Annotated in this window: 13 protein-coding genes and 1 pseudogene; 6 read left to right on the top strand and 8 right to left on the bottom strand. The window is 69.2% G+C overall.

Annotated elements, in window-relative coordinates:
* Positions 1-68: 68 nt before the first annotated feature.
* The 3 genes and pseudogenes from AC067N_RS00720 to glnA form a co-directional block, all read right to left on the bottom strand.
* Positions 69-1,287, bottom strand: a pseudogene (locus AC067N_RS00720) (IS110 family RNA-guided transposase).
* A 627-nt stretch (positions 1,288-1,914) separates the two neighbouring features.
* The gene (locus AC067N_RS00715) at positions 1,915-3,108 is read right to left on the bottom strand and encodes a trans-sulfuration enzyme family protein (protein ID WP_478676698.1); all 1,194 of its coding nucleotides are present in this window, start codon (positions 3,106-3,108) and stop codon (positions 1,915-1,917) included.
* Between the two features lie 526 nt (positions 3,109-3,634).
* Positions 3,635-4,996 (bottom strand): type I glutamate--ammonia ligase, encoded by a 1,362-nt coding sequence (gene glnA, locus AC067N_RS00710; RefSeq protein ID WP_478676697.1) that lies wholly within the window; start codon positions 4,994-4,996, stop codon positions 3,635-3,637.
* A gap of 414 nt (positions 4,997-5,410) precedes the next feature.
* On the opposite strand from glnA, the gene AC067N_RS00705 reads away from it, so the two are divergent.
* The 3 genes from AC067N_RS00705 (at position 5,411) to AC067N_RS00695 (ending at position 7,514) form a co-directional block, all read left to right on the top strand.
* Positions 5,411-6,079, top strand: a complete 669-nt coding sequence (locus AC067N_RS00705) for a DUF3105 domain-containing protein (RefSeq protein WP_478676696.1) — start codon at positions 5,411-5,413, stop codon at positions 6,077-6,079.
* A 34-nt stretch (positions 6,080-6,113) separates the two neighbouring features.
* On the top strand, positions 6,114-6,737 hold the full coding sequence (locus AC067N_RS00700) for a DUF305 domain-containing protein (RefSeq protein WP_478676695.1): 624 nt from the start codon (positions 6,114-6,116) through the stop codon (positions 6,735-6,737).
* Positions 6,738-6,857: 120 nt separating this feature from the next.
* Positions 6,858-7,514 (top strand): HAD family hydrolase, encoded by a 657-nt coding sequence (locus tag AC067N_RS00695; protein WP_478676694.1) that lies wholly within the window; start codon positions 6,858-6,860, stop codon positions 7,512-7,514.
* Between the two features lie 58 nt (positions 7,515-7,572).
* Here the strand turns inward: AC067N_RS00695 and AC067N_RS00690 are convergent, their stop codons facing one another.
* The 5 genes from AC067N_RS00690 to AC067N_RS00670 form a co-directional block, all read right to left on the bottom strand.
* Positions 7,573-8,019 carry a VOC family protein gene (locus AC067N_RS00690; protein ID WP_478676693.1) on the bottom strand — a complete coding sequence of 149 codons (447 nt, stop codon included), beginning with the start codon at positions 8,017-8,019 and terminating at the stop codon, positions 7,573-7,575.
* A 188-nt stretch (positions 8,020-8,207) separates the two neighbouring features.
* Complete coding sequence (locus AC067N_RS00685; RefSeq protein WP_478676692.1) at positions 8,208-9,443, bottom strand: MFS transporter; 1,236 nt, start codon at positions 9,441-9,443, stop codon at positions 8,208-8,210.
* 118 nt (positions 9,444-9,561) lie between these two features.
* Positions 9,562-10,479 carry an endonuclease/exonuclease/phosphatase family protein gene (locus AC067N_RS00680; protein WP_478677164.1) on the bottom strand — a complete coding sequence of 306 codons (918 nt, stop codon included), beginning with the start codon at positions 10,477-10,479 and terminating at the stop codon, positions 9,562-9,564.
* Between the two features lie 372 nt (positions 10,480-10,851).
* Entirely contained in the window at positions 10,852-11,487 is a 636-nt protein-coding gene (locus AC067N_RS00675; protein ID WP_478676691.1) for a TetR/AcrR family transcriptional regulator, read from the bottom strand.
* A 90-nt stretch (positions 11,488-11,577) separates the two neighbouring features.
* A complete protein-coding gene (locus AC067N_RS00670; protein WP_478676690.1) occupies positions 11,578-13,155 on the bottom strand; it encodes an MFS transporter in 1,578 nt (525 codons plus the stop codon).
* A 190-nt stretch (positions 13,156-13,345) separates the two neighbouring features.
* On the opposite strand from AC067N_RS00670, the gene panB reads away from it, so the two are divergent.
* From panB to AC067N_RS00655, 3 genes are all read left to right on the top strand, one after another.
* Positions 13,346-14,212, top strand: a complete 867-nt coding sequence (gene panB / locus AC067N_RS00665; RefSeq protein ID WP_478676689.1) for a 3-methyl-2-oxobutanoate hydroxymethyltransferase — start codon at positions 13,346-13,348, stop codon at positions 14,210-14,212.
* 388 nt (positions 14,213-14,600) lie between these two features.
* Positions 14,601-15,626 (top strand): ATP-binding cassette domain-containing protein, encoded by a 1,026-nt coding sequence (locus tag AC067N_RS00660; RefSeq protein WP_478676688.1) that lies wholly within the window; start codon positions 14,601-14,603, stop codon positions 15,624-15,626.
* The gene (locus tag AC067N_RS00655; protein ID WP_478676687.1) at positions 15,623-16,495 is read left to right on the top strand and encodes an ABC transporter permease; all 873 of its coding nucleotides are present in this window, start codon (positions 15,623-15,625) and stop codon (positions 16,493-16,495) included. The genes AC067N_RS00660 and AC067N_RS00655 overlap by 4 nt, the downstream gene beginning before the upstream one ends.
* Positions 16,496-16,503: the final 8 nt, after the last annotated feature.

The following is a 16,503-nucleotide window of genomic DNA, read 5'->3' as shown; positions in this document are numbered from 1 at the left end:
CATGCACGCAGCGCGCCGCCGGGCGTGGCCAGCCGGGGCGCAGACAGACATCCGATGCGGTTGATCAGTCAAGCGGCGTTGGGGAAGGCGGTCTGCTCGTCGTAGGGGATGCGGTGGGTGAGGCAGTGGTGCAGGCAGCCCAGTAGGCGGTTGAAGAGGTTGCGCTGGGCTGCGACATGTCGGTCCTCGGCCGCGGCGGCGGTCATAGTGGGCCCGTGCTCCGGGGGATGCGGTGAGGGCGGCGAAGGCCCAGATGTAGCCGGCTGAGGCGAGACGCTGGTTCTTGATGTGCCTGGCCAGGACGGTGGTCTTGCGTCCGGAGGATCGGGTGATGGGGGCAGATCCGGCGTAGGCCTTGAGTGCGCGGGGGCTGGTGAAGCGGGTGTGGTCGTCGCCGAGTTCGGCCAGGACGCGCGCGCCGGTCAGAGCGCCGAGGCCGGGGAAGCTGGTGATGATTTCGGCGTCCTGGTGGGTGGTGAAGGCGGCGGTGGTGGCTGCTTCCAGGTCGTCGGCGCTGGTGCAGGCCGCGTTGAACTGCCGTAGCAGAGCGAGGGTTTTGGTGCCCATGGCCTGCTCGATCATGGGTGGCTGGTGCATCTGTGGTTCGCGGAGCAGGGTGTGGAGTCGTTCGACTTCTCCGGTGATCTCCCGTTGGCGTCCGGCCTTCTTGAGGATCGCTCGTAGTTGAGGGCGGGTGAGCTGGGCGGCTTGGGTGGGGGTGGGGGCTGCGGCGAGCAGGGTGCGGGTGACGGGTGAGGCGAGGCCTTCGCGGAAGTGGCGGAAGACGGTGAGGAAGCCGGGGAAGTATTCGCGCAGGTGGGAGCGGAGGCGGTTGCCGGTTTGGACGCGGTCCCAGACGGCGTCCTGGTGGGCTCGGGCCAGGACGGTGATGGCCTGTGCGAGGTGGCTGTCTGCGGGCAGGAATCGGTGTTCTGCGGGGTCGGTGCGCAGGATGTGGGCCAGGACTTTGGCGTCGAGGTGGTCGGACTTCTTGCGGCTGAGTGCGTAGCGGTCGCGGTAGCGGGCGGCGGTGAGCGGGTTGATCACGTAGATGGGTCTGCCGGTGGCGCGTAAGCAGGCGACCAGGAGTCCGTGAGAGGTCTCGATGGCGACCGGGATCGGGTTCTCTGGGCTGTCGCCGTGCTGGGCCAGCAGGTCCAGGAGCTGGCTGAGGCCTTGTGGGGTGTCGTCGATGCGGAGCTTGTCCAGGAGGGTGCCGGCTTCGTCGAGCAGTGCGATGTCGTGGTGGTCGGTGGCCCAGTCGATGCCGCAGAACACGCTGGTCATGGTGGTGTCCTTGGGTGGGTGCCGGTGGTGAGGGTCGTTGCCGTGGCGGGGTTGCGCGTCTCCCTAATGGCAGGGCTCGGGGCCCGTCATCCGATTAGCCGTTCGCAATCCCAGCGGTCGTCAGGGGCCTCGGTCAGCAGTGGAACTGGGAGTGTTCGCCGAGCGGTGAGAGGTGTTCCCTGGCGGCGGCTTGGACCACGAGAGCCAACGATGCCGCTGTTTGTGTGCGAGCGGGGGTGGCGGGGCCGGTCCGCGCGGGACGAAGGCAGGAGCGCGGACCGGCCCCACCACCCCCGGCGCTGCTTCACAGAGCGGGCAGGCACGTGGGGCCGACTCTGTCTTGAGAGGTCAGGCCTCAGGAGCGACTACGGATCACCACATGCCCACCTGCTTACGGCACCATTAGGGGGCCGCGCCGCAGAGGGCGGCGCGCGTCCGCCCCGTGCGCGGGCCTTAACCTCGATCTTTCGCGAGGGTCCGCCGACGGAGTCGGTGGACCCTCGCGAAAGATCGAGGCTAGGAGCAGCCATCGCTCATCGACGGCTGCTCCTAGACACCAGCATGCGAGCCCCTCCGAAGCCTCCTAGAATTCATGCTCCCAGGCCGATGTGGCAAGCAAAGCTGTGACTATTCCCCGTCAGCCGCTTCGATAGCTTGGACGAGATCAGCGACTAGGCTCTCCGGGTCTTCAACCCCGACTGACAGGCGCAGAACATCCGGGAGGGGCCTAGCTGGTGCTTCGACTAGTCGGTGCGTTATCGAAGCTGGATGCTGAATGAGGGAACACACGCTGCCCAGTGACACCGCATGCGCGATTACTCTTACTTTCTCCGCTACTTTGGCTGCTACTCCGGACCCGCCATTCACGGCGAAGGCAAGCATACCGCCAGGCCCATCCATTTGTCGCCCCACTAGATGCGTGGGGTCACACTCTGGCAGGCCAGGATAAAAGACCTCACGTACGCTCGGATGCTCCTTCAGCGCGTTGGCTATGACCTGGGCACCTTTTTCCTGAGCTCGAACTCTTACCGGAAGGGTTTGGAGGCCACGATGGAGCATGTACGCCTCGAAGGGAGAAAGGAGCCCTCCCGTAATCGCACGCATCTTGCGAAGCTCAGATGCCCATTCGTCATTAGTTGAGATCGTGCCCCCCATGAGGTCACCATGACCTCCCACATACTTGGTGGAACTCTGGAGGGTCAACTGGGCACCATGACGGGAAGGCTGTTGTATGACCGACGTCGCGAATGTGTTATCCACGATGACGGGAGTTCTTCCAGCCTGATTCACCACATCGGCGATGTCTATTAGCTGAACGGTCGGGTTTGCTGGAGTTTCAACGAGAACCGCACCTGTGTCACTGGTGACTGCTTGGTGAATTTCACGCGAAGCCACCCAATTCACAACGGTGCCAAGGATGCTCTCGGTAAGGAGATGATCCGTACCACCATAAACCGGACGCACAGCCACAACGTTCGGCGTACCCTTTGCACGCAATACAAGCAGGAAAGCAGAAAGAGCAGCCATCCCTGAAGCGAATGCAACAGAGTCGTCACACCGGTCCATTTGGGCAACAGCCCGCTCAAAGCGGTTCACTGTTGGATTGGAGAGTCGACGATAGACGTGTGACCCTCCTTCAAATATTCGCTCACCCTGTGCGAGGACATCGTACGATTCACCCCCGTGCTCAACGTCACGCACAGGATTAGCCGTCGACAAGTCGATTGCAGGAACGCCCACACCTTCTTCATCGAGACCCTCACGACCTGCGTGTACAGCAAGGGTCGGAATAGGGAAAAGTTCCGGATTGGTGCTAGTCACGTCTACATCTCCCCGCAGAGACCTTGCATTCTGGTCGCCAGCAGCGAGAGTTTCAGCTTGCAGCCGCCAGCCCTCCTACTGCACGGGCGTAGCCTAGAACTACGGAACTCGTAGCCGGCCTCCCCTGCCCCCTGCCTGGCCCGTTCACGTGCGACCGTTCCGTACTCCCAGGATGCGCCCACGAGTTGGGAGAGGCAACTCGGACAAGGCCCAACCTCGCGAGCTACGAGATGGCAACAGTTGGTCGCCGGCGGATGGCCACGGACGCAAGAATCAGTCGCCGGAGAGGCGCCGTCCACAAGCAGAAAGTTGAAGCAGCACCCTTCTTCCGGCCTATTCCGTTAATCCGCTCACCGATACACCTTGCGACGCCACGAAGGGGACGAGCACCAAGGATGGTTACCGCGTTGCCCTTCGCTCGGACGGCCCAGAGACGGCCCATGAGTAGTGAGACGCGGTGGGGCCGACGGTCCGTGACCGTCGGCCCCACTCGCCGAATCAGCGGGAAACCCGCTCCGACCTGCGCCTACAGCACCGGCAGGTTCTTCCTCAGCTCGAAGGCGGTGACCTCGGAGCGGTACTCCTCCCACTCCTGCTTCTTGTTGCGCAGGAAGAAGTCGAAGACGTGCTCGCCGAGGGTTTCCGCGACCAGGTCGCTGCGCTCCATGAGGGCCAGGCCCTCGCCGAGGTTCTGGGGGAGCGGCTCGATGCCCATCGCGCGGCGCTCCGCGTCGGAGAGGGCCCAGACGTCGTCCTCGGCGCCCGGCGGGAGCTCGTAGCCCTCCTCGATGCCCTTGAGGCCGGCGGCCAGCAGGACGGCGTACGCCAGGTACGGGTTCGTGCCCGCGTCCAGGGAGCGGACCTCGACGCGTGCCGAGCCCGTCTTGCCGGGCTTGTACATGGGGACGCGGACCAGGGCCGAGCGGTTGTTGTGGCCCCAGCAGATGTACGACGGGGCCTCGCCGCCGGCGCCCGCGGTGCGCTCGGTGCCGCCCCAGATGCGCTTGTAGGAGTTCACCCACTGGTTCGTCACGGCGGAGATCTCGGCCGCGTGCTTCAGCAGGCCCGCGATGAAGGAGCGGCCCACCTTCGACAGCTGGTACTCCGCGCCGGACTCGTAGAACGCGTTCCGGTCGCCCTCGAAGAGGGAGAGGTGCGTGTGCATGCCCGAGCCCGGGTGCTCCGAGAACGGCTTCGGCATGAACGTGGCCTGGACGCCCTGCTCCAGCGCCACCTGCTTCATGACCAGGCGGAACGTCATGATGTTGTCCGCGGTGGAGAGCGCGTCGGCGTACCGCAGGTCGATCTCCTGCTGGCCGGGCGCGCCCTCGTGGTGGGAGAACTCCACCGAGATGCCCATCGACTCCAGCATGGTGATCGCCTGGCGGCGGAAGTCCATGCCGACGTTCTGGGGGGTGTGGTCGAAGTAGCCCGAGTTGTCGGCGGGGGTGGGGCGGGAGCCGTCGACCGGCTTGTCCTTCAGCAGGAAGAACTCGATCTCGGGGTGGGTGTAGAAGGTGAAGCCCAGGTCGGAGGCCTTGGCCAGGGCCCGCTTGAGGACGTAGCGCGGGTCGGCGAAGGACGGGGAGCCGTCCGGCATGAGGATGTCGCAGAACATCCGGGCCGTGCCCGGGGCCTCCGCGCGCCACGGCAGGACCTGGAACGTCGACGGGTCCGGCTTGGCGATCATGTCGGACTCGTACACCCGGGCGAAGCCCTCGATGGCCGAGCCGTCGAAGCCGATGCCCTCGTCAAACGCCTGTTCCAGCTCGGCAGGGGCCACGGCCACGGACTTCAGGAAGCCCAGCACGTCCGTGAACCACAGGCGTACGAAACGGATGTCGCGCTCCTCCAAGGTACGGAGCACGAACTCCTGCTGCTTGTCCATCTTCCGCTTCCACCCATTCCTTGCTGGTCAGGCCGTTCTGCTCCCGAGCGACGGGATGCGGTCGGGCGTCTGAGCATCCCACCACAACACCATTTCACGCGTGTTGCGCACCTTGATCGGCGGACCGACCACGGGCTGAACGCCGCACGTACGGCAGATGTACCGCCCGCCGCGCCGCTCAACCCCTCTGCCGCCCATCTTGCCTGCTCGCGCCCCCATCCGTAACGCCCGTGCCGTCCGGTATACGACCTCGGCCGCACCCGTCCGTAACACCCTGGTCATTACCGCGCGGCCCACCCGCCCCGCGCGGGACCATGGAGGCGGGATCCCTCGTTTACGAGAGGGAGCCCATCAAATTACGATCAGCTGGTCCTCCTGTCCCATCCGCCTCATCCCCCACTAAGGACTCAACCCATGGCCGCCAAGAACACCAGCAGCGCGGCGCGCAAGGCGCGCATCGAGGAGATGCGCCGTGCCGAGCGCTCCCGTGAGCGCCGGAACCGGATCCTCGCGATCGGCGCCAGCGTGGTGATAGTCGCCGGACTCGCCGTCGGCGGCACGGTCCTGATCCGCTCCCAGTCGAACGACGACGGCGGCAGCAACAACGTGGCGAGCGACTCCAAGGGCGGGAGCAAGTTCACGACGGACGCGGACGGCGTCAGGACGTGGAGCACCAAGCTCACCCAGAACCACGTCACCAAGTCCGTCACGTACCCGATGACGCCCCCGGTCGGCGGTGACCACAACCCGGTCTGGCAGAACTGCAACGGCGACGTCTACGACGAGGCGATCAAGAACGAGAACGCCGTGCACTCCCTGGAGCACGGGGCGGTCTGGGTGACGTACAACGGCAAGGCATCCGAGGCCGACGTCAAGGCGCTCGCGGAGAAGGTCAAGAAGACCCCGTACACGCTGATGAGCCCGGTCGAGGACCAGAAGGACCCGATCATGCTGAGCGCCTGGGGCCACCAGCGCACGGTCACCGGCGCCACCGACCCGAACGTGGACAAGTTCTTCCAGAAGTTCGTCCAGGGCGAGCAGACGCCCGAGCCGGGTGCCGCCTGCACCAACGGCGTTTCCTGACGACGGCCGAACGCGACCTGGCACAGTGGGACAGATGAAGCACATCGGCTGGATCGCCTCCGGGGCCGCGGCGGTACTCGTCGCGGCCGGGGCGATCACATACGCGGTCGCCGACGGCGACGACTCCGGGCTGAAGGCACCCGCCGCCGACTCGGCGGACGCGGGATTCGCCCGGGACATGGCGGTCCACCACCAGCAGGCCGTCGAGATGTCGTACATCGTCCGCGACCGCACGGACGACGAGGAGATCCGGCGGCTCGCCTACGACATCGCGCAGACCCAGGCCAACCAGCGCGGCATGATGATCGGCTGGCTCGACCTGTGGGGCCTGCCGAAGGTGTCGTCGCAGAAGCCGATGGCCTGGATGGGCATGGGCGACATGGCCTCCGGCGAGGACGGCTCCCTGATGCCCGGCATGGCGACCGACGCCGAGATGGCGAAGCTCGGCAAGCTCAACGGCAAGCAGGCCGAGATCTTCTTCCTCCAGCTGATGACCGACCACCACAAGGGCGGCGTCCACATGGCGGAGGGCTGCGTCGCCAAGTGCACGGTCGGCGTGGAGAAGAAGCTGGCCAAGGGCATGGTCAACGCCCAGGAGTCCGAGATCGCGCTGATGACGGACCTGCTGAAGGCACGGGGGGCGGCACCCCGGCCGTAGGGCGACACCCCAGTACGTGCGTGGAGCCGTGTCGCCGGTGAGGTGGTGCTGCGCGGGTGGGGCGCCCCGCGTGACCTCACGCGGTGTTCCGGAACGCCCCAGGCCTGGCATGATCACGGCGTGACCGACGACGAGACAGCTCGGCCCGGCCCCCGCAGGGCCGTCCTCTTCGATGTGGACGGCACCTTGATCGACGCGGTGGACAACCAGCGCCGCGTCTGGGCGGCCTGGGCGGGGCGGTACGGGCTGGACGCCGCCGAGGTCCACGGGGTCGCGCTGCGGACGCGGCCGTCGGAGACGTTCGCGGAGGTGGCCCCGCACGAGGACCCGGCGACCTGCCTGGCCGTCCTGCACGAACTGGAGGACGACGACGTCCGGTCGGGCGTCTACGGCTGCTTCGAGGGCGCGGCGGAACTGCTGGCGGCACTGCCGCCGGACGGGTGGGCGCTGGTGACCTCGAACTACGAGCACCGGGTGCGCGGGCGGTTCGCCCGTACGGGCCTGCCGGTACCGCGGGTCCTGGTGGACGCCGCCGCGGTGACGGAGGGCAAGCCGTCCCCCGTGCCCTACCTGCTCGCCGCCGAACGCCTCGGCGCCCGCCCCGAGGACTGCCTCGTCATCGAGGACGCCCCCTCGGGGGTCGAGGCGGGCCTGAGGGCCGGCATGACGGTGTGGACGGTCAACGCCCCGGCTCCGACGACCGCCGCCCACCGTCATTTCCCGACGCTGGGAGAGGCGGGGCCGGCGATACTGGCGTTCGCCTCCCAGGAGGAGTGACCGGGAGGCGGACCACCGCGGTCACTCCCTGTCGGGCCACGCCGCGCGAGCGGCGCCCTCACCGCTCCCGCGCGGCCAGGTCCGCCAGTACCTGGTGCAGGGGCTCCGTGGCGCGGCGGCGGTACTCCTGGACGGCCCAGCCGTTGCCGTCGGGGTCGGTGAAGTACATGAACGTGGCGCCGTCGTCGGGGGCGTACTGAACGGGCTCGGAGACGTCCAGACCCCGTTCGACGAGTTCGGCGCGGGCGGCCTTGATGTCGGCGACGCAGAGCTGGAGGCCCTGGTAGGAGCCGGGGGTCGGCTTGGGGCCCCGGGCCATGTCCCAGATCGCGTCGCCCAGCGCGATCGAACAACCGGATCCCGGCGGCGTCAGCTGGACGATGCGCATGCCGGGCATGACCTCCTGGTCGATGTCGACATGGAAGCCGACCTTGTCCCGGTAGAAGTCCCGGGCGCGGTCGATGTCGGTCACGGGCAGCGGAATCACTTCGAGCGAGAAGTCCATCCTGGTCCTCCAAGTCGCCGAGGGGCGGGATCGCGGAGGCGTCACCCGTCACGGGGCGCACGCCTCCGTGCGCGCGTCACTCGAACCGCCGACGCGTCCGGCCGAACGGTCCTCCCCCACCGAAGCCGAAAACCGCGCCGCGCGCCACCGAATCGCGGCGGGACGCGGGGATCGGGGGGAAGGATGCCTCAGCCCCGCACCGTCTCCGACTCCCGGCCCGGTACGTGGGACGCCACCATGCGGCCCCCGGGCTGCTGTGCGGACCGGGCAGGCGTCGCGCGGCGGTTGTCCACCGCGTAGGCCACCGCGGCGACCCCGAGGCCGAGGACGGCGAGGCCCGCCCCGACGGCCGCCGGGGACGTGGTGCCGAGGCCCAGGGAGAGGGCGAGGCCGCCGATCCAGGCGCCGCCGGCGTTCGCGAGGTTGAAGGCGGCCTGGTTGGCGGAGGAGGCGAGGGAGGGTGCGGAGGCAGCCTTCTCCATGACCATCAGCTGGAGGGGCGAGCCGGTGACGAACGCGGCGACGCCGAGGAGGACGACCGCCAGGGCCGCGCTCCACCGGTCGGACATGAGCGCCGGGAACAGCGCGAGGACCAGGACCAGGGAGGCCAGGCCGCCGAAGAGGGTGCCCCGCATCGAGTGGTCGGCGAGACGGCCGCCGGCCAGGTTGCCGATGGTGGCGCCCACCCCGAACAGGGCCAGCAGCAGGGTGACGCTGCTGTCGGCGTACCCGGCGGAGTCGGTGAGCATCGGGGTGATGTAGCTGTAGGCGGAGAAGAGCGCGGCGAAACCGGCGACGGTCGTGCCGAGGGCCAGCCAGACGGGCAGGGAGCGCAGGGCGCCCAGCTCGCCGCGCAGACCGGTCCGCGGGGCCGCTTCCTTGTCGTGCGGGAGCAGCGCGGCCAGCGATCCGATCGCGGCGAGGCCGATCGCGCTGACGCCGAGGAAGGTGACCCGCCACCCGAACTCCTGGCCCGCCAGCGTCGCCACGGGGACACCGGCGATGTTCGCGACCGTCAGCCCGAGGAACATCAGCGAGACCGAGCGGGCCTTGCGCTCCGGTGCGACCAGCCCGGTGGCGACGACCGCTCCGACGCCGAAGAAGGCGCCGTGCGGCAGACCGCTGAGGAACCGGGCGGCGAGGAGCCAGTGCTCGTCGGGGGCGAGCGCGGAGAGCGCGTTGCCGGCCACGAACAGGGCCATCAGCCCGATCAGGACCGTGCGGCGGGGTATACGGGCCGTGGCCGCCGCGAGCAGCGGGGCGCCCACGACGACGCCGAGCGCGTACGCGGAGACCAGATGGCCGGCGGTGGGGATCGAGACACCGAGGTCGGCCGCGACGTCGGGCAGCAGGCCCATCATGACGAACTCGGTCGTACCGATGCCGAAGGCTCCTACGGCGAGGGCGAGCAGGGCCAAGGGCATGGGAAAGCCTTTCGAGGAGACGGAGGGCAGGGGGAAGGAGGGATGCCTTCCCCACTATATGTTCACTGACGGAACAAACTCTCCGGGATCTCCATTCCCACCCCGCTGACCTGCGGGTTCAGCTGTCGGACGTGGTGATCGTCACCCGTGCCGCCACCGGCAGGTGGTCGCTGCCCGTCTCCGGGAGGGTCCAGGACGCCATCGGCTCCAGCCCCCTGACCATGATCTGGTCGATCCGGGCCATCGGGAACGCCGCCGGCCAGCTGAAGCCGAAGCCGTTGCCGGCCGCGCCCTGGGTGGAGCGCATCTGGGCGGTGACGGCGTTCAGGGCGCGGTCGTTCATGGTGCCGTTGAGGTCGCCGAGGAGGACGACCTGCCGGATGGGCTCGTCGGCGATGGCCTCGCCCAGCGCGTCGGCGCTCTTGTCGCGCTGCCGGGCGGTGAACCCCGCCTCCAGTTTCACCCGCACGGAGGGGAGATGGGCGACGTACACGGCCACCCGGCCCTCGGGGGTGGTCACGGTGGAGCGCATGGCGCGCTTCCAGCCGAGCTTGATGTCGACGGCCCTGGTGTCGCTCATCGGGTACTTGCTCCACAGTCCGACGGTGCCGACGACCTCGTGGTACTTGTACGTCGCCGCGAGCGCCTTCTCGTAGACCGGCACCGCGCTCTCCGTCAGCTCCTCGAGGGCGACGGCGTCCGCGCCGGAGGCGGCGACGTCGCGGGCGGTGCCGGACGGATCGGCGTTGTCCGCGTTGACGTTGTGGGTGACGACCGTGAAGTCGCCTCCGCCGCCGGTCTTGCTGGTGACGAGTCCGCCGAAGATGTTCAGCCAGACGACCGAGGGGACGAGGACCGCGATCAGCGCGGTCGCCGACCTGCGGACCAGCGCGAGGACCAGCAGCAGCGGGATCGCGACGCCCAGCCAGGGCAGGAAGGTCTCGGTCAGACTGCCCAGGTTGCCCACGCTGTTGGGGACCTGGGCGTGCAGCACCATCACGAGCGCGACGAGCAGGGCGAGGGCCGCGACGACCATGCCGCGCCGCCAGATCCTGCGGTCGCCTCTCCAACTGCCGAACCATCGGCCGAGCAGGCGCCGGAGCCGGGATCCTTCGCGGCCATCGCCCGTGCCGCCGCCCGTCTCCGTCATGTACGCCTGCGCCATACCGTTGCCTCACAACCTGCCGTGCACACCGTCCCCCGCACCCGGGGGGTGCCGGGAAGTCCGCGACACCGGGGTGTGGTGCGGGACTTCGAGGCACCCCCTAGACCCTAGGGGATGATCGCCGTCCGTCCTGCCGCCGTGTGGCGGCCGTACGGGCACGAGGACGAACAACCCGCTGTTCGGAGTTCCGAACCCGCCGTCAACGGGTGAGCTCTGTAACGGAATGCGAACATTCACTGTGACTCAGCTCGCAGGCGGACGCAGCCCTTCGAGCAACGTGTCGACCATGACCTCCGCGAGGTCCTCGGGGAGCGGCGAGTCGGGGCGCATGACGGTGCGCACGAGCATGGGGCCGAGAACGAGGTCGCCGACGAGGTCGAGGTCGACGTCGGCGCGGAGTTCGCCGTTGTCCCGTCCGCGCCGCAGGACGTCGGCGAGGGTCCGGCGGCGCGGGGCGACGACGTTCGCGTGGTAGGCGTCCCAGATCTTGGGGCTGGACTTCATCTGGGCGAAGACGTTGTGCAGGATCGCCGAGGAGCGGTTGACGAGACCCCGCCTGCGGACGGCCTCCAGCAGGACGACCAGGTCGTCCCGCAGGGAGGTGCCGGGCAGCACCGGGTCGGGCGGCTCGGCGGCGCGCAGGACGTCGACGAAGAGCTCCTCCTTGCCGCGCCACCGGCGGTAGATGGTGGCCTTGCCGACACCGGCGGTACGGGCCACCCGCTCCATGGACAGTTCGGCGAGCGGCACGCCGTCCTCCAGGAGCTTCATCACGCCCTCGATGATGGAGCGTTCCACGGCCTCGCTGCGGGGTCGCCCCCGCACGGGGCCCACGTCCCTGGCCCGCCCGTCCTGGGCCCGGCTTCCGGCGAGGCTCACGGTCCACTCCGTCTCTGTCGTCGCACCGGGGGTGATTCTCCCCCGGCCACGGCCCCGAAGGGCGCCCCGCTCCGCCCCGTTGGCCGAACCTCAGTGGTCCTGGGCCGCCAACGCGGCCTCCTTCCCGTCCGGTTGGCCGGTCTTCGGCCGGCCCGGCAGGAAGACGGCCATGGCCACCGCGCCGAGGACGGCCACGGCTGCTCCGCACAGCGCGGTCACGTGCATGGCGTGCAGGAAGGCGTCGTGGGCCGGGCCGACCAGGGCGGAGCCCCGGTCGCCGAGGCGGGCGGCGAGGCCGAGGGTGGCCTCGATGGACTCGGCGGCGGCGTGCGGGGCGCCGGCCGGCAGCTCGTCCTCGATGCCGGAGCGGTACGCGGTGGACAGCACCGAGCCGAGGACGGCGATGCCGAGGGCGCCGCCGACCTGGCGGAAGGTGTTGCTGAGCGCGGACGCGGAGCCGGCCTTCTCACGGGGCAGGGCCTGCATGACGACGACGCTCAGGGGGGTCATGACGTGGGCCATGCCCGCGCCCATGAGGAAGAAGACGACCTCCAGGAGCCAGATCGGCGTGTCCCCGTCCAGGACGGCGAAGGCGGCCAGCGTCCCCGCGATCAGCAGCATGCCCGCCGTGCACACCGCGCTGGTGCCGAAGCGGTCGACGACGAGGCGGGCGCGCGGTGCGAACACGAGCTGGGCGACGGCCAGCGGCAGCAACAGCAGGCCGGTCTGGAGCGGGGAGTAGCCGCGTACGGTCTGGGTGTAGAAGACCGAGAAGAAGGTCACGCCCATCAGCGCGAAGAAGACCAGGCCGATGACGCCGATGGCGGCGGAGAAGACCTTGTTCCGGAAGAACGAGATGTCGATGGACGGATGGTCGCTGCGCTTCTCGAACACGACGAACGCGGCGAGGACGGCGAGACCGGCCGCGACGGCGCCGAGGACCGTGACGTCGGTGAAGTCGGCGAGCTGGCCGCCCCGGATGATGCCGTAGACGAGCAGCACGAGACCCACGACGGAGAGCAGTACGCCGACGGGGTCCACACGGCCCGGGTTCGGGTCGCGGGATTCGGGGACCAGCCAGAGCATCAGGCCGAGCGCGAGGACGACGATCGGCACATTGACCAGGAAGACCGAACCCCACCAGAAGTGGTCCAGCAGGACACCGCCGGTGATGGGGCCGATGGCGATGGCGAGGCCCACGCCACCCGCCCAGACACCGATGGCCTTCGGCTGCTCCTCGCGCTCGAAGACGTTCATCAGGACGGCGAGGGTGGCGGGCATCACGAAGGCGGCACCGAGGCCCATCACCGCACGGAACGCGATGAGCTCCACGGGTGAGCCGGACCCGGCGGCCAGAGCCGAGCCGACACCGAAGACGACCAGACCGCCGAGCAGCACCTTCTTGCGGCCGAGCCGGTCGCCGAGCAGGCCCGCGGTGAACAGCAGTCCCGCGAAGACGAGCGTGTAGGCGTTGATCGCCCACTCCAGCTCGCTCTGCGTGGCGCCGAGACCGGTCGGTTCGGGGGTGGAGATCGTCTTGATGGCGACGTTGAGGATCGAGTTGTCGAGCACCACGATCAGCAGGCTCAACATCAGCACACCGAGGATCGCCCAGCGGCGCCGGTGCACCGCCTCCGGCACCCGGGAGGCAGGGGCTGCGGAAGTCATGCCTTCGAGAGTAACCCCATTCCGATACGGGACCGTCTCGTATCGGAATTCTTTTGCCGACGTCTTACGCGCGGCGTGCCTGAACGGTCACACCCACCTGCTCTGGCCCTCGCCGGAAGGAGGTGCCACCATGGAGTCGGTCCGGGGACGCCGTCAGGGCGCCTCGAGATGACATGAAGGAGCCGTGGCAATGACGCAGCTTCCGGCTGCCCAGACGAAGGCCTCCGACGGCAGCAAGGCGCTGTACGGGGGCAAGGGCACACGCCGCATCACCGTCCGCGACATCGCCCTCGCCAAGGAACGAGGCGAGAAGTGGCCGATGCTCACCGCGTACGACGCGATGACCGCGTCCGTCTTCGACGAGGCCGGCATCCCGGTCATGCTCGTCGGGGACTCGGCGGGCAACTGTCACCTGGGGTACGACACGACCGTGCCCGTCACCCTCGACGAGATGGCCATGCTGTCGGCGGCCGTCGTACGGGGCACCAGCCGTGCCCTGATCGTCGGCGACCTGCCCTTCGGCTCCTACCAGGAGGGCCCGGTGCAGGCGCTGCGCTCGGCGACCCGGCTGGTCAAGGAGGCCGGGGTGGGCGCCGTGAAGCTGGAGGGCGGCGAGCGGTCGCACGAGCAGATCCGGCTGCTGGTGGAGTCCGGCATTCCCGTGATGGCCCACATCGGCCTCACCCCGCAGTCCGTCAACGCGATGGGCTACCGCGTACAGGGCCGGGGCGAGGAGGCGGCGGCGCAGCTGCTGCGCGACGCGAAGGCCGTGCAGGACGCGGGCGCGTTCGCGGTGGTCCTGGAGCTGGTTCCGGCGGAGCTGGCCGCTGAGGTCACACGGGTGCTGCACATCCCCACGGTGGGGATCGGCGCCGGGGCGGAAACCGACGCGCAGGTTCTGGTGTGGACCGACATGCTCGGGCTGACCGGGGGTCGGGTGCCGAAGTTCGTGAAGCGGTACGCGGACCTCCGGGGGGTCATGACCGACGCGGCGAAGGCGTTCGCGGAGGACGTGGTCGGCGGGACGTTCCCGCTGGAGGAGCACTCGGTGCACTAGGCCGTCGGCCTGGTGGCCCTACAGCCACTGCGGTACGGAGCAGCCCGCCGATCTTCCCCCGGTCGGCGGGCTGTGGCGTTCGGGGGCTTGCGGCTCGGGGCTGCGGGTGGGTACGGCGTCCGCGGGTGGGCGGGGGTTGTTCGCGCCCGCGCGGCGGATGCCGCGGGTGTCCGCGCCCCGCGCCCCTGAAAGCGGCCGGGGCTGCGCCCCGTGCTTTTCGATGAAGGGGGGGCCGCAGGCCCTCCCTTCCAGGGGCGCGGGGAACTGCGCGAACAACCACGACGCACCCGCACCCGCCGACGAACCCGCACCCCCGAGCCATGAGGCGCCCGCCCCCTGTCGGTGACCTGTCGGTCGTTTGTCGGCGCCCGCTGACACCGTCGTCCGTATGACACGAATCGACAAGGAACCCAGCGGCGCGACCCGCGCTGTCACCGTACGGGGGCTGGTCAAGCACTACGGCGAGACCAGGGCGCTGGACGGTGTCGATCTGGACGTGCGCGAAGGCACCGTGATGGGGGTGCTGGGCCCGAACGGCGCCGGCAAGACGACGCTCGTACGGTGCCTGTCCACGCTCGTCACGCCCGACTCGGGGCAGGCGACCGTGGCCGGCTACGACGTCGTACGCCAACCGCGTGCCCTGCGCCGGGTGATCGGCCTCACCGGCCAGTACGCCTCGGTGGACGAGAAACTCTCCGGCTTCGAGAACCTCTACATGATCGGCCGGCTGCTCGACCTGCCCCGCAGGGACGCGAAGGGCCGGGCGAACGGGCTGCTGGAGCGGTTCTCGCTGACCGAGGCGGCCGGGCGCCCGGTGGCCACGTACTCCGGCGGTATGCGGCGGCGGCTCGACCTCGCCGCGTCGATGATGAGCCGCCCGGCCGTGCTCTACCTGGACGAGCCGACGACCGGCCTGGACCCGCGCACCCGGAACGAGGTGTGGAACGAGGTCAAGCGCATGGTCGGCGACGGGGTGACCGTGCTGCTGACCACCCAGTACATGGAGGAGGCCGAGCAGCTGGCCTCCGAGCTGACCGTGATCGACCGCGGCAAGGTCATCGCCAGGGGCGGCATCGAGGAGCTGAAGGCACAGGTCGGCGGCCGCACCCTGCGCGTCCGCCCGGCCGACCCCGCGCAGCTGCGGCCGCTCGCGACGGAACTGGACGACCTGGGGATCACCGGGCTCGCCACGACCACCGTCGACACCGAGCACGGCACCCTGCTCGTGCCGGTCCTCAGCGACGAGCAGCTCACCGCCGTCGTCGGCGCGATCAGTGCGCGCGGCGTCACCATCGGCTCGATCAGCACCGAACTGCCCAGCCTCGACGAGGTGTTCCTGTCCCTCACCGGCCACAAGGCCAGTGCCCCGCAGGACCCGGCCCTGTCCCCCGCCTACGAAGGGGTCGCCGTATGAGCTCCCGACCGTCGCCCACCGCCACCCTGGACGGGGCGCCGAGCCCCGCCCCTACGAGCACCCTGCCGCCCCGCGCCGACGACTCCGACGGCCGGATCGGTCTGCGGGCCCAGGCCCGGCACACCGGCGCGCTGGTGCGCCGCAATCTGCTGTGGATCCGCAACGACCCGCAGTCGGTCGCCGACGCGGTCCTCATGCCGATCGTCTTCGCGCTGCTGTTCGTGTACGTCTTCGGCGGCTCCATCGGGCAGGCGCTGGGCGGCGGCCAGGAGCGCTATGTGCAGTACGTGATCCCGGGACTGATGGCGATGCTCGGCATGAACATCGCCATGGGCGTCGGGACGGGCTTCAACGAGGACTTCCAGAAAGGCATCATGGACCGCTTCCGGTCGCTGCCGATCGGCCGCTCCTCGGTACTGCTCGCGAAGATCGCGGTCGAGCTGCTGCGGATGCTGCTCGCCACGGCCATCCTGCTGACCGTCGCCGTCCTCATCGGCTTCGACATCACCAGCTGGCCGGGCCTGTTCGCCGCCGTAGGCCTGTCCGTCGTCTTCGGCTCGTCCCTGATGTGGATCTTCCTGGTGCTGGGCGTGACCCTGAAGAACGCGCAGTCCGTGCAGGCGATGGGCTTCCTGGTGCTGTTCCCGCTCCAGTTCGGCTCGTCGATCTTCGCTCCGCCGCAGTCGATGCCGGGCTGGCTGCAGAGCTTCACCGACTACAACCCGCTGTCCTCCCTGGCGGACGCGGCGCGCGGGCTGATGACGGGCGGGCCGGTCGCCGACGACGTGATGGTGACGCTCGGCTGGTCCGTGGTGCTGACGGCGGTGATGGCGCCGATCGCGATCCACAAGTTCCGCACCAAGAGCTGACCCGCTAC

This window comes from Streptomyces sp. NPDC042364 (assembly GCF_056437585.1).
This window is presented reverse-complemented; position numbering and strand designations above follow the sequence as displayed.